This is a genomic window from Shinella curvata (genome assembly GCF_022899935.1).
GTDB classification, from domain to species: domain Bacteria; phylum Pseudomonadota; class Alphaproteobacteria; order Rhizobiales; family Rhizobiaceae; genus Shinella; species Shinella curvata.
Genome location: NZ_JALJCJ010000009.1, coordinates 98,432 through 122,669, shown reverse-complemented (window position 1 = coordinate 122,669; position 24,238 = coordinate 98,432). Strand labels below are relative to the sequence as shown.

The window sequence follows — 24,238 nt, the reverse complement described above, 5'->3', positions numbered from 1 at the left end:
CTGGCATGGCCAAAGCCATTGCGATGGCACCGGATAGCTGGATCCCCGGTGGTGAACCGGATCCGCTCATCCGCGAACGGCACGGCCATGTCGGGCGACCTGTGTCCCGGATCGATGGCCCGCTGAAAGTCTCGGGCAAAGCGCCTTTCGCGGCCGAATTCCCGATGGAGGGCATGGTCTATGCCGCTCTTGCCTACAGCACGATCGCCAAAGGCCGGCTTTCCAGCCTCGACACTGCGGACGCGGAAGCGGCACCAGGCGTCGTGCTGGTGATGACCTTCAGAAATGCCCCGCGCATGCAGCCACCGCCCCTGTTTCTGTCAGGCGCCAAAGCCGCAGGCGGAGACAAGCTGCCCGTCATGCAGGACGACAGGATTCACTGGAATGGGCAGCCCATCGCACTGGTTCTGGCCGAAACGCAGGAACAGGCTGATCACGCCAAATCTCTCATCAGGGTCGGCTATGAAGTGGAGCATGCAGACATTGCATTTGCTGAAGCCCGGGATCGTGGCACGGACACCGCCGAATTCATGGGGCAGCCGTTGCATGACGAGATCGGCGATGCGGAGAAAGCTCTGCAGGATGCAGCGTTCAAGATCGATGCGACCTATACGACACCACGGCACAATCACAATCCGATCGAGCTTCACGGTCTAACCGTCGCCTGGCAGGGCGATACGCTGCGCATGCACGATGCTCAGCAACTCGTGGCCCACACCGCCTGGTCGATGGCGCAGGTCTTCGGCCTCGATGAAAAGCAGGTCGTGGTGACCTCGCCTTTCGTCGGCGGCGGATTCGGCAGCAAGTCGATGTGGCAGCATCACATCCTTGCCGCGGCTGGCGCAAAGCTCGCCGGCCGGCCGGTGCGGATTGTCCTGTCCCGTGAAGGCGTATTCCGTCTCGTTGGGGGCCGCTCGCCGACGGAGCAACGCGTCGCCCTCGGCGCCGATCAAGAGGGAAAACTGACCGCGCTCATCCATACCGGCGTGACCGTGAAAACCCCGCATAACGCCATGCCGGAACCCTTCATTCTCCCGACCCGCAGCGCGTACGCTGCGGAGAACGTCTTGCTCGACGTCCAGAAGGTCGAACTCGACATGCTCGGCAATACGTTCATGCGCGCGCCCGGCGAGGCCGTCGGCACGTTTGCGCTCGAATGCGCCATGGACGAACTGGCGGAAAAGCTTGGCATGGATCCGATCGAATTGCGCGTCCGCAATGAGCCGGAGAAGGATCCGATCTCCGGCCTGCCGTTTTCCTCGCGCCACATCGTTGAGGCATATCGGGCGGGCGCCGAGCGGTTCGGCTGGAGCCGTCGCAATCCGAAACCACGCAGTGTCAGCGACGGAGAATGGCTAATCGGCATGGGCTGTGCCACAGGGACCTATCCCTACTACCGCATGCCCGGCGGGGCCGCTCGGATTACCCTTACCAGGGAAGGAAAGGCGATAGTCGATATCGCCGTGCATGAAATGGGCATGGGGACCTCGACTGTGCAGACCCAGGTTACGGCCGACCGTCTCGGCCTGCCGATGGATGCCATTACCTTCAACTACGGCGATTCCACCCTGCCCGGCGTGATCATGGCGGGCGGCTCGCAGCAGACGGCTGCGATCGGTGCTTCCGTGATTGCTGCCCACAACGCGTTGATCGAAGAACTGCTGCGGATTGCCGGCAACGACTCTCCGCTCGCCGGCCTGAAAGCCAAAGACGTCGGCAGCCGAAACGGTGGCCTATGCAAGCTCGACGAACCCGAGCGGCACGAGACCTATCAGTCGCTTCTGGCCCGCGCGCAGCGCGACAAGGTGACGGTTGAAGCGCAGCCCCCGCAGCCGCTGGAAACCATGCATTGGTCGATGCACAGCCACAGCGCCATGTTCTGCGAGGTAAAGGTCAACAAGGTCACCGGTGAGCCGCGCGTCACGCGTTTCTTGGGTTCGTTCGACTGCGGCCGCATTCTCAACCCGAAGACCGCGACCAGCCAGTTCCGCGGCGGCATCATCATGGGTCTCGGTCTTGCTTTGATGGAGGATACCCAGTTCGACGAGCGCAAGGGGCGCGTGATGAACCCTAGCCTCGCCGAATACCATGTCCCGGTCCACATGGATGTCCCGGAGATCGATGTGATTTGGACTGATATTCCGGATCCCCATGCGCCGATGGGTGCCCACGGTATCGGGGAAATTGGGATCACAGGGACTGGTGCTGCCGTCGCCAACGCCATCTACAATGCGACGGGCAAGCGCGTGCGCGACCTGCCGATCACGCTCGACAAACTGCTATAGAGCCCAAACGGAATGTGCCGGGATAGCCCCGGCACATTCACCAACTGTTTGGGCGAAAATCGCGGTGTCAAACGCTCACCAGAACCGGCGGTCGAGCTGGGCGGCGATCATCGGCACTGCGGCTGCGCCCGACGCGCCGAGCCGCAATCGCTGGACGATGCGGCCAAGAAGGTATGTCATCGCTACGGTTGCAGCGATCCGCAGCCAGGGCCTGACCTCGCTCTCTGTCACCGGTGCTGCCACGCTCTCTGTCTGCGCGCGAATGGTGCTAAGCTTCGCCTTCAGCTCAGCGATCTCGGCACGCAACGCGGCGATTTCCTGCTCAGCCGATTTTTTGCCTTCGGCCGCCGGCGCTGGCCTATCTTTAGAGATGGCTCGTTCCTCATCCAGTTCGTCAAGATGCTCCTGCAGATGCGATGGACTTTCAAAACCTTTGGCGCGAATATCCGTCATGGCGGACCTCTTCATGGGCATTGTGGTGATGAGGTGGAAACTGCAGCAGACCAGTCGTTGTTCCTGTCGACTTCCCGTTCCTCAATGGCCGGCGGCACGACAATCCCGCGCTCATGTTTGGTGCCCGACCTTGATCAGCTCCATATGTACGAAAAGGAAATTGTTTCCGCATTCCGGTTCTTGATATCCGGCCCGCGCTCTATGGAAGCGGGATTGCTGACTCTGTGATTTCTCGCGCCGCTCGCCTTGATGGGGATCGAACCGTCGGCCCCTACATAAACGTGGTCGATCAGCTTAGCGGCAGATTTTCTGGCCATTCTTGCGCGCCATGGAGTACGCGAAGAATTCGAACTGTCGTCTCGGCAACGGCGTAGGCGGCGATATAAGGCGTGCCATTGATGACGAGTTCGCGCGTTCCGGCAATTCGACCCACGCGCCCACTGGCAGGAAAATCGAGCAAGCGACGTGCGCTAGCGACTATCCGTTCATCGATCAAGACGGCAGCGGCGGGATTATCTGCCTCGATGTATGTGAAGATGGCGTCACGATCCGATAACGCAAAAGCAGACCAAGTAAGTTTCACGATTCTGGCACACCACCTTTATGGCGTGCCGCCGCTCGACGTTTGGCAAAGTGCGCCTCGGCCTCGTCGTCTGATAAATCCGGCCGAGTATCGTTTAACGCTTCGAGCACCTTGGTCCGAAACCAGGCGTCATGCGCCTCACTGCCGGAAAAAAGTTCAAGAGGCAGAGCGCCCTCGTTAGCAGTCCGGGTGAGCATGATACGAACCGCATCAGATACCGTGAGGCCCATGCTTTCAAGAACGGCAGAAGCACGATCCCGGACTTCGGAATCAATACGTGTTTGTACGAGAGCGTTTGCGGCCATGGCTGTCTCCATATTCAAGGAGAATGTAATGCAATTGAATGACGTTTTCTAGCTGAAATTTCACGCCGTCATTCCCCGTTCACGGCGCTCTTAAATGCTCTTGAGCGGATTCGAACCGACGATCCGCGATTGGTTGAGGTAAGCTTCTAATTAATTGGGTCACGTGTAGTGGTTCGGGTTGATAAATAATGAGATTGATCCGCACGAGAGAGGTCGACCTTCGTGTCACAAAAATCCCCTAAGCGACGCGCTATTCGTGACGCGATCGCTCTACCCGCAAAATGAGATCAGTTCGGCAATGCCGCCGACACGCTTAAAAGCGCAGAAATCAAATCTGCCTCCAAAGTCGGCTTTGATAAACACGGCGCCTGCTTGAACTCCTCAGGAACCGGTGAGCATTCATACCCAGTCGCAAAGATAAAGGGAGTTCCCCTTTTCATGAGGAGCGACGCTATTGGGTAAACCATATCACCCGCCAAGTTGATATCGAGTACTGCAGCGTCGAGCGTCAAGCTCGTTCCTTTGAGAATCTCTAGCGCGTTGCGCACATCGGAAATCGGTCCGTAAACCTTTGCACCAGCGCCCTCTAATATGATTAACAGATCAGACGCAATCAGATACTCATCTTCGAGGATGAGGTATGTCCTTCCAGATAGTGGTTTACTCGACTTCGTCATGCTCCCTCGAACAATTCTATCGCTCATTGAAACGGCAGGAAATTCTCGCTCCGTGTCGTACCAGGCTCACCTTCTGAGGGTCCAAGCGCGCCGCGCGCCCTCACCTTCGCCCTCGCCGGGTCGGAATTCGCGAAGCCGTTTATCGCCGTGCATGTAAAGCTCTGGGCCGTTGATCCCGTCTAGGAAGTACCGCCACTCGCCCGCGGAAGCCGAAGGGTTGTGGGATGCTGTTGCATATATAAGAGCCTCTATGCCAGCGTCATCGAAGGCCTCAAATGTTTCTCGATCCATCGACCCTCCTTTCGACGACTCGGCTTGATCTAAGATGGCCGCTTCTACAGTTAGTTCATCATCAATTTGCTTTTCCGCTTCGAGCCAATGTCCGAGGCTTCGTCCGTCAAGGCAGCTCTCATTTTGCCAAAGCTCAAAAGCGCGCGCGGTAATTCGCCGTTCCCGGGGATCATGCATGGTGCATCCCCCCTACCGGAGGCCCAGAAACGAAAGGATGACGAGCACGACGACGATCAGTCCGACGATGTAAACGATGCGGTTCATGGCAGTACTCCTCTCTGAACGTCGAACCTGGAGAAACAAAGGTTGTTCCATCCGCCTATGGGTCTTTGTTCACAAGGTTGCTGCCCCGAGCGCGTCGCGTTAGCGCCGCCCACTTTCCTGGAACCTTATCGTCTTCGGGCGGTTTGGGAGCCCGTCACAAGGAGAGGCCGCCATGAAACCTTTTCGTCTAGCCCCCGCACTGTTTTTTCTCGCGTCCGCCGCCTTCGCCCAGTCCACCGCGGAGACGACCGGCGTTAACTCCACCCTTGGCATCCCGCCGAAGACAGAAGACTTTGTTAAAGAAGTTTCGATGAGCGATATGTTTGAAATTGAATCCAGCAAAGTCGCCCTGGAAAGAGGTAGCGCGACCATCAAGGCTTTTGCCCAACAGATGATCGACGCGCATCAGAAGACGACCGCAGACCTCAAGGCGCTTCTGGATAGCGGCAAGGTCAAGGCTCAGCCCGCAAGCGCGATGTCGGAAGATCAGCAGGAATCGCTCGACGAGCTTAAAAAGCTGTCCGGCGCGGAATTTGATAGTGCCTACCAAGACGACCAGGAGGACGCGCACGAAGATGCGGTCGATGTTTTCAAGCGGTATGCCGAAGAGGGTGACAATCCTGATCTCAAGGCATGGGCGGCCAAGACAGTCCCTGACCTGGAGCATCACCTCAAGATGGCCGAAGACCTCGAAGGCAAGTAGATTCACACCTGCGTATAGGGGCCGACGTCTGGCTCAGACCTGACTACGGGCGCGAGCTAATCTACGCGCCCGTTTTTACATTAGGAGCTGCAACCGGTTTCGACTCGGGCGAGCCACGAAATCGCAGGAAAATCGACAGAACGACAAGCACGGCGGTCGAGAGAAACTCGCTCTGCCAATTCTGGAAGGACTCAAACCAGAACTCCGAGCTGCCGAAATGTTCCCATACTGTTGGGGGAACCCCTCCATGCATCGCGGCCTCTTTCGCCTGCGCGGCGGCGCTATCTCTCAGATGCATCAGGAAGCTCACGAGAAAAAGGACAAAGAGAGCCAACCCTAGCGAATATGCATAGACTTTCGCCCAAGTACCGCCCCTGCGTACCGGTGCAGGAGCATGGGGGTTCAAGGTATCGTCTTGTGGAAAGGTATCCTGTGATGAAACTTCGTCCGGATCTTTCGACTCTGCCGAGCCGCGCTGAAATAGAAAGGCTGTCAGCACGACGTAGGCGCTCATCTGGAGGAATTCACTTTCCCAATTCTCGAAAAGCGCGGAAAGGAAATGACCGGAAGTGAGATAGGCGGAAAAATCGACTGGAACCTGTCCGTGCTGCGAGAGCTCATCGCTGTAGACTGCGTGGCCAGCAATCACCATGCCAATGATTGTTGCCACGGTCGCAAGAACAAGGACGATGGTAAGGCCGTTGTCTCTCAGAAGTTTCATGTCCTACACCCACGCTCTGCCATGTACGGGTCGGCAGTAGCAACGCCGACCCGCTTCGCGATCAGGCTGCCTTACTCTGGCCTTTGAGATTGACCTTCGTTTCCGCAAGCTTCGTGAGGGTCGCGTCGGTGTTGGTTTCTTCCAGCAGCGTCTGCTCAAGAAGTTCGGCAACATCCGTCTTGCCAAGTTGGACCGCCCATGACTTCAGCGTCCCATAGCGCGCGATCTCGTAGTGTTCGACTGCCTGGGCCGCAGCGAGCAGGCCCGCGTCGATCGCGGGTGAGCCCTTGAACTCCTCCAGGACCTCCTGCCCCTCTTCGATAATGCCGTCGATCGCTGGGCAGGTTTTGCCACGCGCCGGCTTGCCGAGGAGCTCGAACACTTGGACCAGGCGTTCAACCTGACCCTCGGTTTCCTGCAGGTGCTTGTCGAATGCGGCCTTCAGGTCCTCGGACTGGGCGCCGCGGATCATCTTCTTCAGGGCAGCGATAATTTTGCGTTCGGCGTAGTAGATGTCCTTGACACCATCGGTGAACAGGTCTTCCAGTGTTTTCGTAGGCATAGGCTTCTCCTGTATTGAACTTTTGGTGAGCAATGGCTCGGGCTCTCAGCGGCTAGCCGAACCAGCAGCCGCTCAAGTTGTTCCGTTAGTCGATGCGCCTAGGCAGGCGGTTGGATATAGAGGCGGGTCGACCAAGCTTCGAGGGAGTTTCCGTGAGTATGAGACCCAGTCGCGTAGACGAGTTGACCTAGGCGAGCGTCGAGATCGCGGGGTTCCTGCGAGAGGTTTGCCCGTAGGCGAAGCATTCGGCCCGGCATGCGCCAGTCGATGAAAATCAAGCTGTCTTCCGAGGGTATCACGGTGCCAGCATAGCCTTCAGCGCCGGTAAGGCACGGGAGGACGTGTTTCTTGCGAACTGCCAGAAGGACGGCCAGAAGGATTTTCCAATCAGACACTTCTGGTGTGTGCGTCTGGTCCCACGCGATCTTCGATCGGGTGAACGTCGCTCGATCGTTGGGATCGGCGATGTCTTCGGGCCGCACTCCAGGTGGGAAGCCTCCAAAGTTTTCGGCCTCTCGCGGCCGATTGGCTTTGATCGCCTCGGCGATCTCACCTTCATAGTCCGAGAAGAAATGGAACGGTCGATTGCTCAGATGATCGTCACCCATGAAGAACAAGGGGATCTGCGGCGAAAGCACCAGGATCTCGGTCAGGACGCGGAAACGGTGTTTGTCGATCGCCGTGTGAAGACGGTCACCGCACGCGCGGTTGCCGACCTGATCGTGGTTCTGCAGGAAGTGAACGAAAGCCGTTGGGGGCAAAGAAGCGGAAGGGCTCGGTTCGATTGGAAGTGTGCGCTTTCCCTCATGGAGGTAGCCCTCCGCAAGCGCCTTCTTGATATTTGCGAACGGCGCGTCAGCGAACGGTTCATAATGGCCGCTGGCTTCGCCGGTAACGGCGACATGCACGGCATGATGAAACTCGTCGTTCCAGTCCGCGTCATATAGCCTGCGACCCTCGTGGTGAGTAGCAAGCAAATCGGTCCCGTTTGCCGGGTTCTCGACGATCAGGTGGACATGCCGCTCAGAAAAACGTTCGCGAACCGCATCTGAAATCTCCTGAAGAATATGCAGATCACGCGCATCCTCGATCTGGTCGACAGCGTCGAGTCGAAGGCCATCGAGGCAAAACGCCTCGATCCAGTAGATAACGTTGTCGAGGAAGAAGCGCCGGACGGCGTCCTGCCCAAAATCGATCCGGTCACCCCAGGGGGTCGGATTGTCCGCCTGGAAGAAGTCCGGCGCGAGTTGCGGCAACACATTCCCCTCAGGCCCGAAATGGTTGTAGACAACATCGAGGTAGACCGCCAAACCGCACCGATGCGCGGCATCGACGAAGCACTTGAAATCGTCCGGGCTGCCGTAGGCGTTATGGGGTGCATAGGGGAAGACGCCGTCATATCCCCATCCTCGCTCGCCGGGAAACTGTGCGAGCGGCATGATCTCCACTGCCGTGAAGCCCATTTCGGCTAAACGGGGGAGATGCTCTAGGGCCGCGACGAACGTCCCTTCGGCAGTAAACGCCCCGATGTGGATTTCGTAGAAGACGTGCTCTTCCCATGGCCGGCCGGTCCAGTGGTTCTGTGTCCAGCCAAAAGCTTTGTGATCCCATAAGCGCGATGGCCCGAAGACGCCATGAGGCTGGAACCGCGGTGCCGGATCTGGAACACGCGATCCATCTGGAAGCACATAGAGATAAGTGGAATCAGATTTAACGCCCTTTACGGTCACGGAGTACCAGCTTCCGCCGATAGGGCTCATGGGATAAATTTTTTCGGATATCTCGACGGCGAGACTGGGCAGTGCCGGCGCCCAGATGTCGAAGGTTGCGGATCCATCTGCGTGAAGTTTCGGACCCCAGGTATGGTTGTTGGCTGCTCTCATCGTAGAAGTCCCTGTCCGCCGTCAACGAAAATCGGGGAACCGGTCATATGCGCCGACGCATCGCTCAGCAAAAAGCCTATGATCCTAGCGACATCTTCCGCGCGACCCGGCTCTCCACCGGTGATCGGCACACTGCCATCCGGCCAGACCACAGGTATTTCCGTCTGCTCCCGATGCCTGATCTGCGATGAGGCTGCGATATTGGTATCGATCGCCCCGGGACAGACGACGTTGATCCGAATGCCGTGCCGAGCGAGTTCAAGTGCCAACTGCTGGACCATGGCGACCTGCGCGGCTTTACTCGCGCTGTAAGCGGTTGCCCCGGGATTCGTGAATGTCCTTACGCCGTTGATTGAAGCGACGACGACGATCGCGCCTCCTCCAGACTTCTTCAGAAGCGGAACTGTTCGATTGATCGTCAAATATGTCCCGCGAAGATTTATGCGGATTGTCCGATCCCATTCTTCCGGGGTCAGATCGTCGATCGGCGCCCATACACCATTGATGCCTGCATTGACGACTACCGCATCCAACCGACCCCAGTTTGAGGTCACAGCGTGAACGGCTTGGTCCATATCGGCTTCGTCAGACACATCACCGCCGATACTGACGACTGTTACGCCGTCCGATAAAGACAGCTCGTCGGCGAGCTCGCAGAGACCGTCTCCCTGCAAATCCATCAGAACGAGATCATTTTCCGCCGCCGCAAGCAGGCGCGCGGTGGCACGACCGATGCCTGAGGCAGCTCCGGTGATAAAGACAACGCGCGGCGTCATAGTTCGCGGCTCGACAACGGGGCGAGCGGCATCGTCTTGAAAATGTCTTGGGCCGAGCCCGTATCGTCTCCTCGCGCATCGGCTTTAGCAGTTGGATTGTTAGCTTCGTGCTCACCGAACGCTGTCAATTGAACAAGGATTTGCTTGGCACGCAGGATTGCCGCCTCTCGCTCCAGATTACTGTCCGCCGCCATCGTTACCGACGCGGCCTCACCGCCCTCTCCATCAAATTCAACGGTGATCATGCCGTCGGTCAAATCGCTAACTCGAATGTCAATGAGTTCCATGGGGCTCTCCTTGTTCCGACACTGAAACTCAGCGACACGCCAGCGGTTGCGGTACGGTTGCGGACGAAAAGGAGAAATTCTACGAGCCCTGCGCTGGCCGTCTTGGCAAACCGACCGCCTGGGAACAACTCGATAAGCCGGCGGTTAGAAGCGCTTCACAATAGGAGAGTGCTCATGGCAACCGACCAGATCAGAGACGTTTTCATCGCCGGCCTGCGCAATGCACACGCGATGGAAAAACAGGCGCTCAGCATCATGAAACCGCAGGTCAAGAGGATAGAAACCTATCCAGAGGTGGCAGCGAAGCTGGAGCAGCACATTGCCGAGACCGAACGGCAGATCGTGCGCCTTGAGGACGTCCTAACCGGGCTCAATGAAGACCACTCCACGCTCAAGGATTTCGCGTTGTCATTTACTGGAGCTATGGCCGCGCTCGGCCACACCGTGGCGGATGACGAAATCCTCAAGAACTCGTTCGCGAATTATGCGTTCGAGAACTTCGAAATTGCCGCGTATCGCTCCCTACAGACGATTGCCGAGGCCGGCGGCTATGGCGCGGCGGTGTCGGCCATCGAAGCCAACCTTTCAGAGGAAAAGGCAATGGCGAGATGGCTTGAGGACAATCTTGTCGGCGTTACCACGAGATTTCTTTCGCTGCGCGAGGTCGGCGAGACGGCAAAGGTCTAAGCTCAGCAAATTTGTGCAATCACAAAACATGTGGTTTCCATGGAGGTCGATATGTCAGACGGACCAATTTCTCCCGCCGTCAAATCCCTGCTCGCCGAGCAAGCGGACCAATCGGCGGCAGACAAAACCCGACTGGAAAAGGGGTTGGAAGATACATTTCCCGCTTCTGATCCGGTGTCGGCAACGCACACCGCGACCGCGTCGGCGCCGACGGGCTCCGACGAGGGTGAATTCCTCGGCCTACGTCCAATGAGGCAACCGGGCAGCCCTGCCGAGTTTCAACGTGCGGAGCTTCAATCGCTACAGCGCGACGTCGTTGCCCTTCGGGAAAAAATTGCGACCACGAGGCACAGGCGGGTTGTGAGGACACCGGTCGTGTCCGGTCTTCTCATGGCCGTAGCGCTGCTCGGGGGCGCCGCGGTCTTATTCTCCCGTGCCGCAAATTGGTGAGGACGACCTTGCCCGTTCTTTCGAACTGGAACAGCGGCGCGCGCGAACAGACGGCGCTTCTGATCCATTGGCGTTTAGGCTGACGCCCTCGCTGCTACACCGCCGGTACGAAAACCGGAGCTGATGGAACCGAAACGTATCAATGTGGTTAGGGGCCACGTTCGACGGCGCGGAGGGTTCGACTTGAAACCAATATATGACGGGAAAAACGGCCTACTTGGAAAATTGCATGCGGAAGATTTCGCCGAAGTATCAGCACGCCTTGAACGCGTTGAGCTGAGCCAGGGGGAATTCCTGTTCAAATCCTATGAGACCATCGACCACGTCTATTTCTTCGAGAGCGGGCTCTCATCGGAGATCGCGGGGTCCAGGGGCGCTGAGAGCATAGAGGTAGGATGTATCGGCCACGAAGGGCTTTCAGGTGTCCCCGCCCTCCTCGACGTTGATAGCAGTCCGCACTACGCGTTCATGCAAGTTGGCGGAACCGCACACCGCATAGAGACCTCTGCATTGCGGGCTTTGGCGAACAATCGACCGGCAATACGGCGGGTTCTTCTCCGCTTCGCGCACGTTTTCATGATACAGATTGCGGCCACCGCTCTCGCTGACGGCCGCTTTGGGGTCGAAAAACGGCTCGCCCGCTGGCTTTTGATGTGCCAGGATCGCCTTGGCGGAAGGCTGCCTCTCACCCATGATTTCTTTGCGCTTATGCTCGGCGTTCGCAGACCGAGCGTTACCGACGCACTGCATGCGCTCGAGGGGAAGCTGTTGATCCGATCGGAACGTAGTCTCGTCACGATCCGCAATCGCGCCGGCCTTGAGGAATTGGCAGGTTCTTCGTATGGGCTGCCGGAATCGGAATATCGACGTCTTATCGCAGATTCGACAGCGCTGACCGGTGTCGCAACCTCTACTGTGGCCTGAGGGCTGAGCGAAATGGGACATTCGCCAGAATGCGACCGTCCTCGTCTACGATATCGAAAGACTGGCCGTCCGGCTCATATCCCGCAAGCACCCGTTCCGCCATGATTTCTCGCGCCGCCATCTGCGCATCGTCGATCGCCAATTCCAGCGTATCGAATTCAGACCCTTCGAGATCCCGCTCCGTCTTTTCCCCGTCACGGATGTTGAAGAAGTATCGCACTGCCAAGTCCTCCTGCACAGCGCGCGAACAGTGAGCCCCCAGTGATTGTTCCCAAAAGATATCCGCACGGAATGTAAACGGATATTTGAGACACTGGGGCCGCCCGTCTCCTCGGCCCCCGGCGCCCGTTCATTTTGGATTTGCCAGGGTTGCTTCTAAGTTTGCCGGCGCGCGCTTCTTCCCACCATGGCCCGCACTGCCGCGCTCCTGTTCGGCCGACTGGTCGGGTCGCGGATTCAAATCGTCGAAATCGGGCTGCTCGCCGGCGCGCCTCCAATGGTCTTCATGAAGACCCTCGGGCCTCCCCTCCTCTTCCCAGATTCGATATGCACGTTCGCGCTGCTCTTGTTCTCGGTCATCCATGGTTCGCTCCATTCGCCTTCTGGCGCAGCCCAAACCGTGCTCGGTCCGCATTCCCTAGGGCTAGGGCCTGCCGCCGCGGGTGCGCGGCGGCAGAAAAAGCATTTGCGTCAAAGCGGCTAGCTCTGGCCGCCCTTGCGACCGGCTTCCGAGGCCTTTTCGGGGTCGTTCTTGAAACTGCCCCCGGATTCCTTGCCGCCCTTCGACGCGGCTTCGCGCTGCTTGTCCTCGTCCATAGAGGCGAAACCGCGCTTCGACGTATCGCCGCCGCTGTCACGGCCGCCCTTGTCCTGCTGCTGGTTCGGCATGTCTGCTTCTCCTTTTGTGATTTGCCCCATTGGTGGAGCGGCCTTCTAACCACGCGATCCGTGAGACGTTCCACGAAATCGACCAAAAGCGCGGAGAGCTTTTGTGCCTGAGCGTTTCGCCCCGGCGAAACATTCGGCCGCCATTGGCGTTAGCCCCCATTGATTATCCAGAAGATCGAGATCATGGCCCGACCGATGCACGCCGCGGAAGAAGAATGCGCCGCTCTGAGCCAACAGGTCGTCGATCTCATTCCCGCACTCAGAGCCTTCGCCCGCACGTTTACGATCAACGCGACTGATGGCGACGACTTGGTTCAGGAGACGCTGTTCCGGGCGCTTCGTAGCATCGAGACGTTTCGCCCCGGCACAAGCCTCAAATCGTGGCTCTTCACGATCATGCGCAATACCTATTGCACGCAATATCGCAGAAGGGTTCGCGAACAACCGGGTGCGTCTGACTGCATATCCTTGAAGCTCGCCGTGTCGCCATCCCAGGAGTGGGCGATGGCAGAAACGGACCTGAAGAAGGCGCTATCACGTCTGACGCGCGAGCAGCGTCAGATCATCGTGATGGTCGCCGGGTTGGGGTTCAGTTACGAGGAGGCGGCAGGTGTCATAGGATGCGCGGTCGGCACGGTCAAAAGCCGCTTGAATCGAGCCCGGGAAGCTTTGGCACAGGAGTTGGGCGGCAACCCTTTGGACCATTCTACTTGATACTGTCGTCGCGTTTATCGAGCGCTGCCTGGAGCGCCTTGGCGAGTTCGAGCATCCTGTGCGGCATCGATTCTCGACGAATCTCTTTCATCAGGTCTTCGACCGCTTTATCGGGTTGTTTTGCGGCTTCCTGTTCGGCCATGCGCGCCTCCACTTTCTATTTCTAATGTACTACGGCACTCGGTCCTCAACAGATCAACCCGATGCGATGACGTCCCGCCCAACTCCAATCGGCCAGAACTGTTCCGAGGTGTGGACCGCTGACCGGAACAATCGGTCCCTCTCAAGGTTGTCGATACGCGGACTGGTCAGTAACCTGCGTTATGTTTGGTTGGCCGGCGTTTGAAGGAATGATCGTGACAATCGTCAGTGGCTCCAGAGTTCTCATCGTCGAGGACGAGTATTTTATCGCGACCGAGCTTGAACGCTTTCTCGTCAAGCTCGGCGCAACCGTCCTTGGCCCGGCGTCTTCCATAGAACGGGCGGCCGACTACCTTGATGATGCCGATGCCGCAATTCTCGATATTCGTCTAGACGACACGTACGTCTTCCCGTTCGCCGACCAGCTCGCCAATCGGCACATTCCTTTTGTCTTTTACACTGGGTGCAACGACATCGCGATTCCCGACCGTTTTCGCTATGCCAGTTATTTGTCGAAACCGGCTGAGGCAGAAACCGTGTACAGCGCGCTCCGTTTTGCCCTCGATCCAGGCCCTGCTGCGAAGGGCTCGCGCGAAGAGACCGTATTCTCGGCGCTTCCTCAGCTTCGTTTGGCGGCGCGCCTCCATCTCAACGATCCCCATGCCGCCGATCGTCTGGTCGAACTTACGTTACAAGAAGCAATAGACCATGCGCGATCGAAGCCCCACGACGTTTCGATCAATGTCTGGCTGGGCCGCCTCATGGAAACCATCCATCGCGACAGGGAAGGCAAGCTTCTCAGCTAAGTTGCGACATAGCAGTTCGGCTGCCTACCCGCTTCGTGACGCCGGAAGACTTAATGAAAGCAGAAGCCGGCAACAATAGGCACGATCGCCTCGCACGCGAAGCAATATTCAGGAGAAGACGAAATGGCGAACGATAAGCTGAGCGACCCAGCCACATTTGAGACCGCTCTTGCGACGATGACCGATGACGAGGTCTTCGAGGCGATGTCGCAACTCGAAGGCATCAGCGAGCAGGAGGAGGAAGGCGAAAGGGCGCTGGCTTTCATCCAGCTAGTGGAAACCGAAATCGAACGACGGTTTCCAGGTCAGGCGCTTTCACCCTACAAAGCCTGGCAACGCCGCAAGATCCTGTAAAGGGTCGACGTGAGCCTAGTGGATCGTAACCGCAACCTCGGCTTCTCGTGCCGCGGCAATGAACCTGGATTGGGCCTCTTCGTCACTCGCGCGGCCTTGAACCGCATCAGTGCAAACTTTGAGGGCTTTTCGAAATGCCTTCCCGGAACGCCTAGGCCAACAATGTACCAGATACTCTGCAGCTTCCAACGAATTTTGCACGACCACAAATGACGTGTCGTGATTGTATGTGACTATCACCGCACGCGGCCAGTTTTTTACGTCGCCGAACAGCACGGTTCGTCCTCTCTTTCCAAATATCTCAGCGCCTCCACCGGGTCAAAGCCACCCAAAGGCGAAAGCGACCCCTGCGAACACGAAGACCGCCGCCGCGAATACAAGCGCAATGCCGACCACCGGTATTTTGGTTTGAGGCGGATGGTTTGCCGGGAAAATCGGGCGCATGGCTGAGCCTTCGTTCCCAGAGACATCCGGGCGCTTCCCCTCAAGCTGCGTCCTGCGCGCGGTCTCGATCATCGTGGCATCGAGGGGCGTGCCCGCCGCCTCGGCGTCGGTCTCAAGCGGTACGAGAGCAGGATCAAATCCAGGACGCTTGTCACCGGTAAGTCCCGCCTGAATATCGCCGCGAACCTGCGCCGGATTGAGACCATCGGAGATAGGCCGTTCTTTCATGGGGCGCTCCTGGGGTGCTTGAGCGGCTAACCGCGAGCGGCAGGAATGGTTCCCTTTCTTCGAGCCACCTCTTCCTGTCACGGCCATCCATGCCACCCGCAGTCGGGCAGGAACAAAACGGCCTACGGCAGGTTAGCGGCCGTCTTTAGCGATCCGGAAGTTCTCGTGCGATTCATTCCAACTCGCGCCAACGGTTTTTCTCGACTATCTCGCGGGCGGCCTGCCCTTGGCCCTCGATGTCACAGGCAATGGCGGGTTGGCTCTGATCGCATTCGGCGCCTTCATCATCCTCTACTGCCTGCTGACGGACGATGAGTTCGGCGCGGTCCGGTTTTTTGAGGCTGCGCTTCCGGGCTGCATCAAGGTCGTCCTCACACCATGAACATCTTGTCTTCGTGCAGACGCCGGCCGAAAGGGAACCAACGTCATGTCACAACCACACACCAAACGGGCCGCGCATTCACGGCCCAGGGTCGTTATTGTCGGGGCAGGATTCGGAGGACTTGCCTGTGCGGGCGGCCTTGGCAATACCGACATCGATGTCACAGTTATCGATCGGCGCAACCATAACCTCTTTCAGCCGCTGCTTTATCAGGTCGCGACCGCCGCTTTGTCTCCAGCCGATATTGCAGAGCCTGTGCGGCGGACACTAGGCCGGTTTCGCAATGTTCGCGTCGTGCTAGGCGAGGTCAAAGGTGTCGATCATGCTCAACGCTGCGTCGCCCTGAAGGGTGGTGACTTCTTTCCCTACGACAGGCTCGTGATCGCGACTGGCTCGGAGTACAATTACTTCGGAAAGGATGAATGGAAAGCCTACGCTCCCGGCCTCAAGACCATCCATGAGGCGCGCTTGATCAGGCATCGGTTGCTGGCGGCCTTCGAGCGCGCCGAGCGTATCTTCGATCCGGTCGAGCGCCGCAAGCTTCTAACCTTCGTGATCATCGGTGGAGGACCGACCGGCGTCGAGATGGCAGGAGCGATCTCGGAACTGGCGCGCTACATGATCGCCCGCGATTTCAGGACGATCGGCGAAAGCGATTTCGAGGTCGTTCTCATCGAGGCCGCGCCGCGCATCCTGTCCGCGTTCCCGGAAAAGCTTGCTGCCTATGCTCACCACTACCTGAATGGTATCGGCGTTCGCATCATCACGGACCGCCGGGTCACGGCACTCGATGACCGTTCGGTTTTCCTCGATGGCGAACGGATCGACACAGGGTGTGTGATCTGGGGCGCGGGTGTTCGCGCCTCGCCGGCTGCAGATTGGCTGGGCCGTGCCGGTGGCCGCCAGGGACGGATACCGGTCGAAAGCGACCTGTCGGTAAAAGACTATCCCGATATCTATGCCATTGGTGACACCGCACTCGCTCTCGACGAGAACGGTGCAGCACTCCCCGCGTTGGCGCAGGTCGCCAAACAGCAGGGTGTCTACCTTGCCCGGCGGATCAAGAAGGAATTTGCCGGATCCCGCGATATCCCGCCATTCCGATTTCACAATCGCGGCAACACCGCCGTGATCGGCCGAAACGCCGCGATCTTCGATTTCGGAAAGTGGACACTGAAAGGCCGGCTTGCCTGGTTCCTGTGGGCGTTCGTACACGTCTATCTGCTGATCAACTTCGAGAAGCGCCTGCTTGTCACCGTTCAATGGGTTTTTCGCTATTTCACAAGACAGCGCGGCGCCCGGATAATCGACGAAGACCATATCCGCTCAGGAGGCGACGGCGCACGAACGCAGCCGGTACACGAGCCGGAGCCAGGAAGAAAGGAGCGGTCGCAATCTAAGGAGCATCTACCATGAGCGCGACGAAGGAGTGGCCGCCGATCTCGCCCTATCGCACAGGGATCAGGGGTCTATGCCCCCGTTGCGGTCGAGGGCATCTGTTTAATGGCTACCTCACCTTGAAGCCAGAATGCGAAGTTTGCGGGCTCGACTATTCCTTTGCCGATCCCGCGGACGGTCCTGCCTTCTTCGTCATCTGCTTCACCTGTGTCCCTGCCGTGGCGTTCGCGACTTGGCTCGAAGTGGTTCACAGTCCACCCCTATGGGTCCAGGTCGCGACGACGGGTCCACTCGTCCTGCTGGCCTGTCTCCTTCCTCTCCGGCCACTCAAAGGATGGCTCGTAAACAGCCAGTATTTTTACAAAGCTGAGCAGGGCGTCCTGGACAGGGAAAATGACCCCGTTCACAAGCCGACGCCGAACGACGCGGACTAATCTAGGGAACCAAAAGGACGATTGGAGGTTCGAAGGACCGGCGAGACCAGAGAGGCAAAAACCATGCAGTATCGCACCTTCAGCCGAGTAACATCGCACGCAATCGGCTTTGCTGTATGCATCTGGACATCAAGTGCGCTGGCGGAGCCTGCCGCACAATTCGTCGATGCAGCCGCTTCGCTGAACCAGTTTCTCATCCAGTCGGGTACGCTTGCCCAATCGAGGGCCACCAAACCGGCGACGCGAACCTACGCAAATGAAACCGTCGAGATTATCGCCGCTGCCGAAAAGGAGCTTAAAGCTGCGGCAGAAGCTGAGAAAGCGGCGGTCTCGCCCAGCCTGCCAGCCGAGCAGGCTCAAGGCCTCAAGGCGCTTCAAGAGGCCCCAGCAGCCGACTTCGACGCCGCCTACATGTCGGCACAAATGACGACCCATGCCGAGATCAAAAAACTCTACCTGACATTCATACAGGACGGCATCGCCGGCAAAGTTCGCGCCTATGCCGAAAAGACGTATCCCGAGCTGCACATGCTTGAAGTGAGGGCGCTATCGCTGGCTTCACCGGCTACCTTGACGGACGGTGAGCAATAATTCGAAGCGAACGACCCGAAATCTGACCGCTAGGCGTGGCCCGCCGAGGCTGGCGCTGAACCGCCCGTCGACTGGTGCCAGGCCGTCCAGACTGCTTCGAACAATTGGGCATATTGCGCAGCACTCCGTTCCCAGGAAAAATCCGCCTTCATCGCCTGTCGTTGGAGACTGGACCAAGAGCTTCGGTCAGAGTATGCGTCGCATGCGCGCCGAACGGCCTCACGAAGACTGTGTGGCTCAACCGGGTGAAACTGGAAGCCTGTTGCGACTTCCCGCGCCATCGCGGCATCGTTGGCGTCAATTATCGTTTCGGAGAGCCCACCAGTGCGGCCGACGAGAGGTATGGCACCATATCGCATGGCGTAAAGCTGTGTCAGGCCACAGGGTTCGAATCGCGAAGGTTGGACAAGGATATCAGATCCCGAAACGATCAGATGAGCCAAGTCCTCGCTGTAGCCGACGTGCAGGCCGATACGCTCATGATGGCGTTCCGCACAATTCTGCAGAGCTGTTTCAATCGCACGGTCCCCCTGCCCGCAGATTACGAGATGTCCCCCATGCGCGACGATCTCTTCCACCACTTCCGGCAGCATGTCCGCGCCCTTTTGCCATGTTAGGCGCGTCAACGCTGCAAAGAGAGGCCCCCCATGATCAATGAGGCCGAAACAGCCAAGCAGCGCGGCACGGTTCTGTTGGCGACGTGCCAGTGACCGAACGTCATATGTCTTTGGAAGATGCGGATCCACTGCCGGATTCCACACCTCTGTGTCGATTCCATTGACGATTCCGTAGAGCGCCGACCGACGCGTCTGCAAGACGCCATCGAGACCCATGCCCAGCTCTGGTGAAAGGATTTCCCTTGCATAGGTGGGGCTGACGGTCGTCACGATGTCCGAACAGGTAAGGCCACCTTTCAAAAAACCGATGCCGCCATAGTATTCCAGGCAATCGACATCGAGGGCCGAAGACGGCAGTTCAAGTCGCGGTGCGATATGGAAAGCGAATTGCCCTTGAAAAGCGAGATTATGGATCGTGCACACGACGGGCAGTGTGCTTGCGTACTTGTGTCGAAGATAAACCGGGAGAAGTGCCGCCTGCCAGTCATGGACGTGAACGAGATCGAGCTTCAAATGCGGCAGTTCACCAAGGCCAATCCGGGCACCTGCAAGAGAAAAAGCAGCAAAGCGCAGCCAGTTATCGGGGTGATCGCGCCCATGTTCATCGAGATAGGGGCCTCCGGCCCGATCGAACAGTTCGGGGATTTCGAGGACAAGCAGGTCAAGACCTTCGGTTTGCGCACGCGTCACAATCGCGGTGTGGCCGAGCACCCCCTCGAGGCGGCCGGCTTCTTTCCTGTGAGGGAGTCGTGCGAGAACCTGAGGATAGCCCGGCACGAGCGATAGAACCCTAATGCCTTGGGTAGCCAATGCCTTTGGGAGCGCTCCGGCGACGTCAGCCAGCCCACCGGTTTTAATAAGCGGATAGATCTCGGACACGACAGAAAGAACGTGCATAGCCGGAAGGTGAATCTCCGTTGCTCACAAACGTCGCCGAGGCGCGGGGGTATGGCCGCTCAGGCAGAAGCGATCCGGTTGGCGCTCGCTTCTCGGCGCTTATGTTTCCGGGAGGAAAGAACAACACGCGATACGGCAAGAGGCACCACCACAGCTGTTTTTCGGGTTCGGGTTTCCTGCATACGAGAATTCATGCGGGCTAGCGCCATCTGCCAGTGCTCATGATCCTGTCCGTCAGGCCGGCCCGCCGATTCCCAAATTAGATATGCTTCAGTGCGAACAAGCTCTTCAAAATCGACCATGGCACGTCCCTCGCTCGCTGGCGTTCTGCCCGGATCGAGGCCTTGCCCCTCCACGGACTGGTTTCAGCCCTAACCTGACGGCAGCGCGTTTGTTCCTGGCATTTCAGATTGACCCACCCTTTGTCTCTCCGTCAGAAGCCTCGTGGCAGGCGGCCGCTCACCCGGAACACGGGCCGAGCAAGCAGCCACCAAGGCCGGCGATCAACGAAGAGAGAACCGGCCTGCCGGGAGGGACATCATGACCGGCGCTTGCTAACCAGGCGAGTGGCGATCTGTTCCACGTTGTGTCCGCTCATCAAAATTCTGTACACTGGAACCCCGGCACTGCAGCCCTCCGCTAATGATCGAGCGGGTGATCGGAACTGGAGTTCCGAACAGAGATGTTAAATAGAAGCCCACCGCCGAAGCGGTAGGCTTGTGGTCTTGATATTTGTTACGAACGGATCAAACCGCAGAGAACCGCTCCGGCCGAAACGTCGCCAACATCGGGTGCTCACCGCCCGTCGCAACCTCGAAAGCGAGCAACTCGCCGACGATGAGGCCGAGTGTCGCGCCGCTGTGGCTGAAGGCGACGTGATAGCCGGGGATGTCCTTGAGCGCGCCGACAACCGGCTCGCCGTCGCCAGGGATCGGCTTGCCGCCGACGCCGATCGTGGCGACCTCGAGCTTCGGATTGCCCTCCATCACCTTCGCGGCTTCGGCCAGAAGCGCTGCGACCACCGTGTCGTCGATGTCGTATCCGCCATCGGCGCGCAACGTCACCCCCTCGTCGGCCGCCCAGTCGGCGTCGATCGAGAAGGCGCCGCCCGGCGCGGGGCGCACCGCGACACGCGGCGTGTTCAGGACAGCACGCAGGGGATGGGCGAGCGGCTTGGTCTGCACGAGAAGGGCGACGGGCGTCCCGTCACCGATAGTCTGCCCGCTCGCCGCTGCCATCTTCGGCACGGCGGGGCCGGTCGCCAGCACGACGGCATCGGCCAGGAAAAGCTGGCCCGTCGCGGTTTCGGCACCGACGGCACGGCCACCCTCGATCACGGCCCGCGCGGCCCCCTGATCGGTTACCAGCACGCCGCCGAGCGAGGAGAACTCCCTGAGAAGCAGGCCGACCAGCACGGGCAGATCGACCCAGCCTTCGCCGGGATTGAAGATAGCGCCCTGCGGCGTGATCGCCCTGGCATCGATGCCGGGCGTGACACCGGCGACGGCAGCGGCCGGAAGCCACTGCGCATCATAGGCAAGCGAGACTTCGTAACGATAGGCCGCGTCGATCTCGTTGCGCGCGTCGTCGGCATCCCAGGTCAGGCCGCCGTCGAAGCGAAGCCAGTCGGCATCCGGAAACCGCGCCGAAAGCGTGCGGTAGCGATCGATGCCGGCCATGCGCAGCCGGTGATAGGGCTCGGAGCGCATGCGTGCCGAATTCAGCCAGGACAGCGAGCGGCCGGAGGCGCCGTTGGCCGGCGGGCCGTCATTGAGGATGGTGACGCGCATGCCGCGCCGGGCAAGCTGGACGCCGGTGGAAACGCCGAAGATGCCGGCGCCTATGATGACGGCCGAGGAGATGATGGTGTCGGTCATTGTGGTGTCTTTCAATCGGTTGGTCATGCAGTTGGATCAGGCGGTTACGGCTCTTCCCAGCGGCCACTGGTAGCGGAGCGGAAGAGCGCGTCGATGGCCTTCATATTGGCGATCGCATCGTCCAGCCCAGTTTCGAGCGGCGTGCCGGTGAGAACGGCTTCGGCGAACGCATCGGCCTGCTCGCGGTACTGGTCGACCGGCGCGATGGCGATCTCCTCGCGTCCGCCGCCGGCAAGATCGCGGCCGTCGTCCAGCACGAGCCGGGTCGGTGCATCAGGCGGGGCATTGAAGGGAATGGGGATTTCCAGGCGCGCCCGCGTTCCGAGCATCGTGACCTTCTGCGTGAGGACAAGCTGGGTCGAACAGGTGAAGGCAAGCTGCCGGCCCTCGGGAAACGCCAGCAGCCCGCTCGTCAGCCGGTCCGTGCCGAACGCGGGATCCCTGTCCATCAGGGCGATCGCCCGTAGCGGCTCGGCACCGAACAGGAAGCGGGCGGTGTTAACGGCGTAGCAGCCGACGTCAAACAGGCCGCCCCCGCCAATATCCGCCTGGTTGCGCACATTTCGCGGGTCGTCGAGATAGTAGGAGAAGATCGTCTGGATGGCCCTCACCTCGCCGAGCCGCCCTTCGGTCACCAGCGCGCGCGCCGCCTTCCATTGCGCGTGATGGCGCACCATGAAGGCTTCGGCGACCGGCAGGCCGGCGGCCTTCTGCGCGGCCGCAAGGTCCATCGCCTGTGCGGCATCCAGCGCGATCGGCTTTTCGCAGAGCACCGGCTTGCCATGTTCCAGCGCCCTGATCGTCAGAGGCACATGCAGGTGGTTGGGCAGCGGGTTATAGATCGCGTCGATCTCGGGATCGGCCAGCAGATCCTCATAACTGCCATGGGCCTTGGGAATGCCGAAGCGCGCCGCCATCTCCGTGGCCCTGTTCAGATCGCGCGAAGCAATGGCCGTCACGCGGCCGAGGCGGCTGGACTGGATGGCGGGTATGACCGCTTTTGCTGCGATGCCCGCGCAGCCGAGCACGCCCCATCGTATCCGTGGTGTCATGGTGTCCTCCATCCCGGCCTAAAGCACTTCCGCGAGGAAGCGCTGGAGACGCGGGCTCTGCGGGTTGTCGAAGATCGCCTCAGGCGTGCCCGCTTCCACGACCCGCCCCTCGTCCATGAAGACGACCTGATCGGCGACGCGGCGGGCAAAGCCCATCTCATGCGTGACAACGACCATGGTCATGCCGCGCGTGCCGAGATCGGCCATCAGGTTGAGCACGCCCTTGACCAGTTCGGGATCGAGTGCGCTCGTCACTTCGTCGAAGAGAATGACTTCCGGCTCCATGGCGAGCGCGCGGGCGATGGCGACGCGCTGCTGCTGGCCGCCCGAGAGGCCGCCGGGACGGTGATGCTGCCGGCTCGCAAGGCCGACATCGGCAAGCCGCGCCTTGGCTATGCGCTCGGCCTCGGCCTTCGGCAGGCCCTTGATCTTCGTCAGCGAGAGCATGACGTTTTCCAGCGCCGTGTGGTCGGGAAAGAGGTTGAAGTGCTGGAACACCATGCCGACCCGCCGGCGCAGGGTTTCCGGCTTCATGGCGAGGATGCTCTCGCCGTCGATGAGGATATCGCCGCTCTTCGGCTCGACGAGACGGTTGAGCCCGCGCAGAAGCGTCGACTTGCCGGACCCGGACGGGCCGATGATGCAGGTGACGCTGCCCGGCTTCACCGAAAGATCGACACCTTTCAGCACGTCGAGCTCGCCATAGGCCATGCCTAGATTGCGCACATCGAGACTGCCACCCTTGAAGGCAGCTTCGGAAGTACGGCTTGCACCATCAAGCTCGCTGACCTCCTCCAGCCCGCTGGTGACGACCGCCGGACGCTGCTTGCCGATGCGCAGGCGGTTGTCGGTGGCGTTGACCATATGGGTGAGCGGCACGGTGACGACGAGATAGAAGACGCCGGCCAGGAGCAGCGGCGAAAGGTTGCCCGTTACCACGGCCTGATCCTGCCCGACGCGAAAGATCTCGCGCTCCGAGGCCAGCAGGCCGAGGAAATAGACCAGGCTCGAATCCTTGACGTTGCCGATGAACTGGTTGACGAGGGCCGGCAGCACGCGGCGCACGCCCTGCGGCACGACGATGAGCCGCATGCCCTGGCCGTAGCTCATCGACAAGGCTCGGCAGGCTTCCATCTGGCCGCGGTCGACGCTCTGGATGCCCGATCGGAAAATCTCTCCGATATACGCGCCGGCGATCAGGCTGAGCGCGAGGATGCCGAGCGGATAGGGCGACGGACCGAACAGTTCGCGTCCGATGCGGGCAAACCCCTGGCCGATCAGCAGGATCGTGACGATGGCCGGCAAGCCGCGAAAGATATCCGTATAGAGTCGAGCGGGGATGCGCAGCCAGGGCGACCTGGAAATGCCCATGATGGCGAGCACCATGCCGATGGCGACGCCCAGCACCGTCGAGGCCGCGGCAAGGATGAGCGTGTTCTTCACGCCGACCGTGATCATGGTCGGCAGGACTTCAGCCATGGCGTTCCAGTCGAGGAAGCTGCGGCGCAGGTTTTCAAGCCAGTTCATCAGGAGGTCCCTTGAAAGAAAGACCGGTCCGACCGAC

At 59.6% G+C, this 24,238-nt stretch carries 32 protein-coding genes; 11 read left to right on the top strand and 21 right to left on the bottom strand.

What is annotated here, in order from left to right; genetic code table 11:
* Positions 1–5 precede the first annotated feature (5 nt).
* Positions 6–2,285 carry a xanthine dehydrogenase family protein molybdopterin-binding subunit gene (locus tag MUU55_RS26875; protein ID WP_244763893.1) on the top strand — a complete coding sequence of 760 codons (2,280 nt, stop codon included), beginning with the start codon at positions 6–8 and terminating at the stop codon, positions 2,283–2,285.
* Positions 2,286–2,360: 75 nt separating this feature from the next.
* On the opposite strand, the gene MUU55_RS26870 is transcribed toward MUU55_RS26875, so the two are convergent.
* From MUU55_RS26870 to MUU55_RS26850, 5 genes are all read right to left on the bottom strand, one after another.
* Complete coding sequence (locus MUU55_RS26870; RefSeq protein WP_244763845.1) at positions 2,361–2,738, bottom strand: coiled-coil domain-containing protein; 378 nt, start codon at positions 2,736–2,738, stop codon at positions 2,361–2,363.
* 289 nt (positions 2,739–3,027) lie between these two features.
* A complete protein-coding gene (locus MUU55_RS26865) occupies positions 3,028–3,321 on the bottom strand; it encodes a type II toxin-antitoxin system RelE/ParE family toxin (protein WP_244763844.1) in 294 nt (97 codons plus the stop codon).
* Positions 3,318–3,626, bottom strand: coding sequence for a type II toxin-antitoxin system RelB/DinJ family antitoxin (locus MUU55_RS26860; protein ID WP_244763843.1), 309 nt, complete (start codon positions 3,624–3,626; stop codon positions 3,318–3,320). Before MUU55_RS26860 ends, MUU55_RS26865 begins: the two co-directional genes overlap by 4 nt.
* Before the next feature lie 287 nt (positions 3,627–3,913).
* Entirely contained in the window at positions 3,914–4,303 is a 390-nt protein-coding gene (locus MUU55_RS26855; RefSeq protein ID WP_244763842.1) for a response regulator, read from the bottom strand.
* A gap of 66 nt (positions 4,304–4,369) precedes the next feature.
* On the bottom strand, positions 4,370–4,771 hold the full coding sequence (locus tag MUU55_RS26850; RefSeq protein ID WP_244763841.1) for a DUF2934 domain-containing protein: 402 nt from the start codon (positions 4,769–4,771) through the stop codon (positions 4,370–4,372).
* 259 nt (positions 4,772–5,030) lie between these two features.
* Here MUU55_RS26850 and MUU55_RS26845 point away from each other — a divergent pair, with 259 nt between their 5' ends.
* Positions 5,031–5,561, top strand: coding sequence for a DUF4142 domain-containing protein (locus MUU55_RS26845; RefSeq protein WP_244763840.1), 531 nt, complete (start codon positions 5,031–5,033; stop codon positions 5,559–5,561).
* A gap of 61 nt (positions 5,562–5,622) precedes the next feature.
* On the opposite strand, the gene MUU55_RS26840 is transcribed toward MUU55_RS26845, so the two are convergent.
* The 5 genes from MUU55_RS26840 to MUU55_RS26820 form a co-directional block, all read right to left on the bottom strand.
* Positions 5,623–6,282 carry a DUF6766 family protein gene (locus MUU55_RS26840; RefSeq protein ID WP_244763839.1) on the bottom strand — a complete coding sequence of 220 codons (660 nt, stop codon included), beginning with the start codon at positions 6,280–6,282 and terminating at the stop codon, positions 5,623–5,625.
* 61 nt (positions 6,283–6,343) lie between these two features.
* Positions 6,344–6,844, bottom strand: a complete 501-nt coding sequence (locus tag MUU55_RS26835; RefSeq protein ID WP_244763838.1) for a YciE/YciF ferroxidase family protein — start codon at positions 6,842–6,844, stop codon at positions 6,344–6,346.
* 98 nt (positions 6,845–6,942) lie between these two features.
* Positions 6,943–8,727, bottom strand: a complete 1,785-nt coding sequence (gene treZ / locus MUU55_RS26830) for a malto-oligosyltrehalose trehalohydrolase (RefSeq protein WP_244763837.1) — start codon at positions 8,725–8,727, stop codon at positions 6,943–6,945.
* Positions 8,724–9,503: an SDR family oxidoreductase gene (locus MUU55_RS26825; protein WP_244763836.1), complete on the bottom strand. Its 780-nt coding sequence runs from the start codon at positions 9,501–9,503 to the stop codon at positions 8,724–8,726. The genes treZ and MUU55_RS26825 overlap by 4 nt, the downstream gene beginning before the upstream one ends.
* Positions 9,500–9,790 carry a hypothetical protein gene (locus MUU55_RS26820; protein ID WP_244763835.1) on the bottom strand — a complete coding sequence of 97 codons (291 nt, stop codon included), beginning with the start codon at positions 9,788–9,790 and terminating at the stop codon, positions 9,500–9,502. Before MUU55_RS26820 ends, MUU55_RS26825 begins: the two co-directional genes overlap by 4 nt.
* Before the next feature lie 174 nt (positions 9,791–9,964).
* Here MUU55_RS26820 and MUU55_RS26815 point away from each other — a divergent pair, with 174 nt between their 5' ends.
* Both MUU55_RS26815 and MUU55_RS26810 read left to right on the top strand, forming a co-directional pair.
* The gene (locus tag MUU55_RS26815) at positions 9,965–10,477 is read left to right on the top strand and encodes a ferritin-like domain-containing protein (RefSeq protein ID WP_244763834.1); all 513 of its coding nucleotides are present in this window, start codon (positions 9,965–9,967) and stop codon (positions 10,475–10,477) included.
* A gap of 633 nt (positions 10,478–11,110) precedes the next feature.
* On the top strand, positions 11,111–11,851 hold the full coding sequence (locus tag MUU55_RS26810) for a Crp/Fnr family transcriptional regulator (RefSeq protein ID WP_244763833.1): 741 nt from the start codon (positions 11,111–11,113) through the stop codon (positions 11,849–11,851).
* On the opposite strand, the gene MUU55_RS26805 is transcribed toward MUU55_RS26810, so the two are convergent.
* The 3 genes from MUU55_RS26805 to MUU55_RS26795 form a co-directional block, all read right to left on the bottom strand.
* Positions 11,838–12,071, bottom strand: a complete 234-nt coding sequence (locus tag MUU55_RS26805; protein WP_244763892.1) for a DUF6894 family protein — start codon at positions 12,069–12,071, stop codon at positions 11,838–11,840. The two genes, MUU55_RS26810 and MUU55_RS26805, sit on opposite strands and share 14 nt — an antisense overlap.
* Before the next feature lie 129 nt (positions 12,072–12,200).
* Positions 12,201–12,434 (bottom strand): DUF2934 domain-containing protein, encoded by a 234-nt coding sequence (locus MUU55_RS26800; RefSeq protein ID WP_244763832.1) that lies wholly within the window; start codon positions 12,432–12,434, stop codon positions 12,201–12,203.
* Between the two features lie 116 nt (positions 12,435–12,550).
* Positions 12,551–12,739 carry a con-10 family general stress protein gene (locus MUU55_RS26795; RefSeq protein ID WP_244763831.1) on the bottom strand — a complete coding sequence of 63 codons (189 nt, stop codon included), beginning with the start codon at positions 12,737–12,739 and terminating at the stop codon, positions 12,551–12,553.
* Positions 12,740–12,922: 183 nt separating this feature from the next.
* On the opposite strand from MUU55_RS26795, the gene MUU55_RS26790 reads away from it, so the two are divergent.
* Positions 12,923–13,453, top strand: a complete 531-nt coding sequence (locus MUU55_RS26790) for a sigma-70 family RNA polymerase sigma factor (RefSeq protein WP_244763830.1) — start codon at positions 12,923–12,925, stop codon at positions 13,451–13,453.
* Here MUU55_RS26790 and MUU55_RS26785 read toward each other — a convergent pair.
* Positions 13,446–13,595, bottom strand: coding sequence for a hypothetical protein (locus tag MUU55_RS26785; protein WP_244763829.1), 150 nt, complete (start codon positions 13,593–13,595; stop codon positions 13,446–13,448). The genes MUU55_RS26790 and MUU55_RS26785 overlap by 8 nt on opposite strands.
* 208 nt (positions 13,596–13,803) lie before the next feature.
* Here MUU55_RS26785 and MUU55_RS26780 point away from each other — a divergent pair, with 208 nt between their 5' ends.
* Both MUU55_RS26780 and MUU55_RS26775 read left to right on the top strand, forming a co-directional pair.
* Positions 13,804–14,400: a response regulator gene (locus tag MUU55_RS26780; RefSeq protein ID WP_244763828.1), complete on the top strand. Its 597-nt coding sequence runs from the start codon at positions 13,804–13,806 to the stop codon at positions 14,398–14,400.
* Between the two features lie 123 nt (positions 14,401–14,523).
* On the top strand, positions 14,524–14,754 hold the full coding sequence (locus MUU55_RS26775; RefSeq protein WP_244763827.1) for a hypothetical protein: 231 nt from the start codon (positions 14,524–14,526) through the stop codon (positions 14,752–14,754).
* Between the two features lie 15 nt (positions 14,755–14,769).
* On the opposite strand, the gene MUU55_RS29425 is transcribed toward MUU55_RS26775, so the two are convergent.
* Together MUU55_RS29425 and MUU55_RS26770 are read right to left on the bottom strand one after the other, a co-directional pair.
* Positions 14,770–14,994 carry a DUF982 domain-containing protein gene (locus MUU55_RS29425; protein ID WP_367892210.1) on the bottom strand — a complete coding sequence of 75 codons (225 nt, stop codon included), beginning with the start codon at positions 14,992–14,994 and terminating at the stop codon, positions 14,770–14,772.
* A 78-nt stretch (positions 14,995–15,072) separates the two neighbouring features.
* Positions 15,073–15,426, bottom strand: coding sequence for a hypothetical protein (locus MUU55_RS26770; protein ID WP_244763826.1), 354 nt, complete (start codon positions 15,424–15,426; stop codon positions 15,073–15,075).
* A 226-nt stretch (positions 15,427–15,652) separates the two neighbouring features.
* Here MUU55_RS26770 and MUU55_RS26765 point away from each other — a divergent pair, with 226 nt between their 5' ends.
* From MUU55_RS26765 to MUU55_RS26750, 4 genes are all read left to right on the top strand, one after another.
* The gene (locus MUU55_RS26765; protein ID WP_244763825.1) at positions 15,653–15,808 is read left to right on the top strand and encodes a hypothetical protein; all 156 of its coding nucleotides are present in this window, start codon (positions 15,653–15,655) and stop codon (positions 15,806–15,808) included.
* Positions 15,809–15,853: 45 nt separating this feature from the next.
* Positions 15,854–17,224 (top strand): NAD(P)/FAD-dependent oxidoreductase, encoded by a 1,371-nt coding sequence (locus tag MUU55_RS26760; RefSeq protein WP_244763824.1) that lies wholly within the window; start codon positions 15,854–15,856, stop codon positions 17,222–17,224.
* Positions 17,221–17,640, top strand: coding sequence for a DUF983 domain-containing protein (locus MUU55_RS26755; protein ID WP_244763823.1), 420 nt, complete (start codon positions 17,221–17,223; stop codon positions 17,638–17,640). Before MUU55_RS26760 ends, MUU55_RS26755 begins: the two co-directional genes overlap by 4 nt.
* Before the next feature lie 63 nt (positions 17,641–17,703).
* Positions 17,704–18,231, top strand: a complete 528-nt coding sequence (locus MUU55_RS26750) for a DUF4142 domain-containing protein (protein WP_244763822.1) — start codon at positions 17,704–17,706, stop codon at positions 18,229–18,231.
* Between the two features lie 29 nt (positions 18,232–18,260).
* Here the strand turns inward: MUU55_RS26750 and glgA are convergent, their stop codons facing one another.
* The 5 genes from glgA to MUU55_RS29225 all read right to left on the bottom strand — a co-directional run bounded on the left by glgA (position 18,261) and on the right by MUU55_RS29225 (position 24,201).
* Positions 18,261–19,745, bottom strand: coding sequence for a glycogen synthase GlgA (gene glgA, locus MUU55_RS26745; RefSeq protein WP_244763821.1), 1,485 nt, complete (start codon positions 19,743–19,745; stop codon positions 18,261–18,263).
* Positions 19,746–19,804: 59 nt separating this feature from the next.
* The gene (locus MUU55_RS26740; RefSeq protein ID WP_244763820.1) at positions 19,805–20,047 is read right to left on the bottom strand and encodes a DUF2934 domain-containing protein; all 243 of its coding nucleotides are present in this window, start codon (positions 20,045–20,047) and stop codon (positions 19,805–19,807) included.
* Between the two features lie 444 nt (positions 20,048–20,491).
* Positions 20,492–21,622: an NAD(P)/FAD-dependent oxidoreductase gene (locus MUU55_RS26735; RefSeq protein ID WP_244763819.1), complete on the bottom strand. Its 1,131-nt coding sequence runs from the start codon at positions 21,620–21,622 to the stop codon at positions 20,492–20,494.
* A gap of 44 nt (positions 21,623–21,666) precedes the next feature.
* Positions 21,667–22,674, bottom strand: coding sequence for a Gfo/Idh/MocA family protein (locus tag MUU55_RS26730; RefSeq protein ID WP_244763818.1), 1,008 nt, complete (start codon positions 22,672–22,674; stop codon positions 21,667–21,669).
* Positions 22,675–22,692: 18 nt separating this feature from the next.
* A complete protein-coding gene (locus MUU55_RS29225) occupies positions 22,693–24,201 on the bottom strand; it encodes an amino acid ABC transporter permease/ATP-binding protein (protein ID WP_280519139.1) in 1,509 nt (502 codons plus the stop codon).
* Positions 24,202–24,238: the final 37 nt, after the last annotated feature.

Coding starts and splice junctions, on each gene's coding strand:
- MUU55_RS26875 (WP_244763893.1), top strand. CDS start 6: ATGGCCAAAGCCATTGCGATGGCACCGGATAGCTGGATCCCCGGTGGT.
- MUU55_RS26870 (WP_244763845.1), bottom strand. CDS start 2,738: ATGACGGATATTCGCGCCAAAGGTTTTGAAAGTCCATCGCATCTGCAG.
- MUU55_RS26860 (WP_244763843.1), bottom strand. CDS start 3,626: ATGGCCGCAAACGCTCTCGTACAAACACGTATTGATTCCGAAGTCCGG.
- MUU55_RS26855 (WP_244763842.1), bottom strand. CDS start 4,303: ATGACGAAGTCGAGTAAACCACTATCTGGAAGGACATACCTCATCCTC.
- MUU55_RS26850 (WP_244763841.1), bottom strand. CDS start 4,771: ATGCATGATCCCCGGGAACGGCGAATTACCGCGCGCGCTTTTGAGCTT.
- MUU55_RS26845 (WP_244763840.1), top strand. CDS start 5,031: ATGAAACCTTTTCGTCTAGCCCCCGCACTGTTTTTTCTCGCGTCCGCC.
- MUU55_RS26840 (WP_244763839.1), bottom strand. CDS start 6,282: ATGAAACTTCTGAGAGACAACGGCCTTACCATCGTCCTTGTTCTTGCG.
- MUU55_RS26835 (WP_244763838.1), bottom strand. CDS start 6,844: ATGCCTACGAAAACACTGGAAGACCTGTTCACCGATGGTGTCAAGGAC.
- treZ (WP_244763837.1), bottom strand. CDS start 8,727: ATGAGAGCAGCCAACAACCATACCTGGGGTCCGAAACTTCACGCAGAT.
- MUU55_RS26825 (WP_244763836.1), bottom strand. CDS start 9,503: ATGACGCCGCGCGTTGTCTTTATCACCGGAGCTGCCTCAGGCATCGGT.
- MUU55_RS26820 (WP_244763835.1), bottom strand. CDS start 9,790: ATGGAACTCATTGACATTCGAGTTAGCGATTTGACCGACGGCATGATC.
- MUU55_RS26815 (WP_244763834.1), top strand. CDS start 9,965: ATGGCAACCGACCAGATCAGAGACGTTTTCATCGCCGGCCTGCGCAAT.
- MUU55_RS26800 (WP_244763832.1), bottom strand. CDS start 12,434: ATGGATGACCGAGAACAAGAGCAGCGCGAACGTGCATATCGAATCTGG.
- MUU55_RS26795 (WP_244763831.1), bottom strand. CDS start 12,739: ATGCCGAACCAGCAGCAGGACAAGGGCGGCCGTGACAGCGGCGGCGAT.
- MUU55_RS26790 (WP_244763830.1), top strand. CDS start 12,923: ATGGCCCGACCGATGCACGCCGCGGAAGAAGAATGCGCCGCTCTGAGC.
- MUU55_RS26785 (WP_244763829.1), bottom strand. CDS start 13,595: ATGGCCGAACAGGAAGCCGCAAAACAACCCGATAAAGCGGTCGAAGAC.
- MUU55_RS26780 (WP_244763828.1), top strand. CDS start 13,804: ATGATCGTGACAATCGTCAGTGGCTCCAGAGTTCTCATCGTCGAGGAC.
- MUU55_RS26775 (WP_244763827.1), top strand. CDS start 14,524: ATGGCGAACGATAAGCTGAGCGACCCAGCCACATTTGAGACCGCTCTT.
- MUU55_RS26770 (WP_244763826.1), bottom strand. CDS start 15,426: ATGAAAGAACGGCCTATCTCCGATGGTCTCAATCCGGCGCAGGTTCGC.
- MUU55_RS26760 (WP_244763824.1), top strand. CDS start 15,854: ATGTCACAACCACACACCAAACGGGCCGCGCATTCACGGCCCAGGGTC.
- MUU55_RS26755 (WP_244763823.1), top strand. CDS start 17,221: ATGAGCGCGACGAAGGAGTGGCCGCCGATCTCGCCCTATCGCACAGGG.
- MUU55_RS26750 (WP_244763822.1), top strand. CDS start 17,704: ATGCAGTATCGCACCTTCAGCCGAGTAACATCGCACGCAATCGGCTTT.
- glgA (WP_244763821.1), bottom strand. CDS start 19,745: ATGCACGTTCTTTCTGTCGTGTCCGAGATCTATCCGCTTATTAAAACC.
- MUU55_RS26740 (WP_244763820.1), bottom strand. CDS start 20,047: ATGGTCGATTTTGAAGAGCTTGTTCGCACTGAAGCATATCTAATTTGG.
- MUU55_RS26735 (WP_244763819.1), bottom strand. CDS start 21,622: ATGACCGACACCATCATCTCCTCGGCCGTCATCATAGGCGCCGGCATC.
- MUU55_RS26730 (WP_244763818.1), bottom strand. CDS start 22,674: ATGACACCACGGATACGATGGGGCGTGCTCGGCTGCGCGGGCATCGCA.
- MUU55_RS29225 (WP_280519139.1), bottom strand. CDS start 24,201: ATGAACTGGCTTGAAAACCTGCGCCGCAGCTTCCTCGACTGGAACGCC.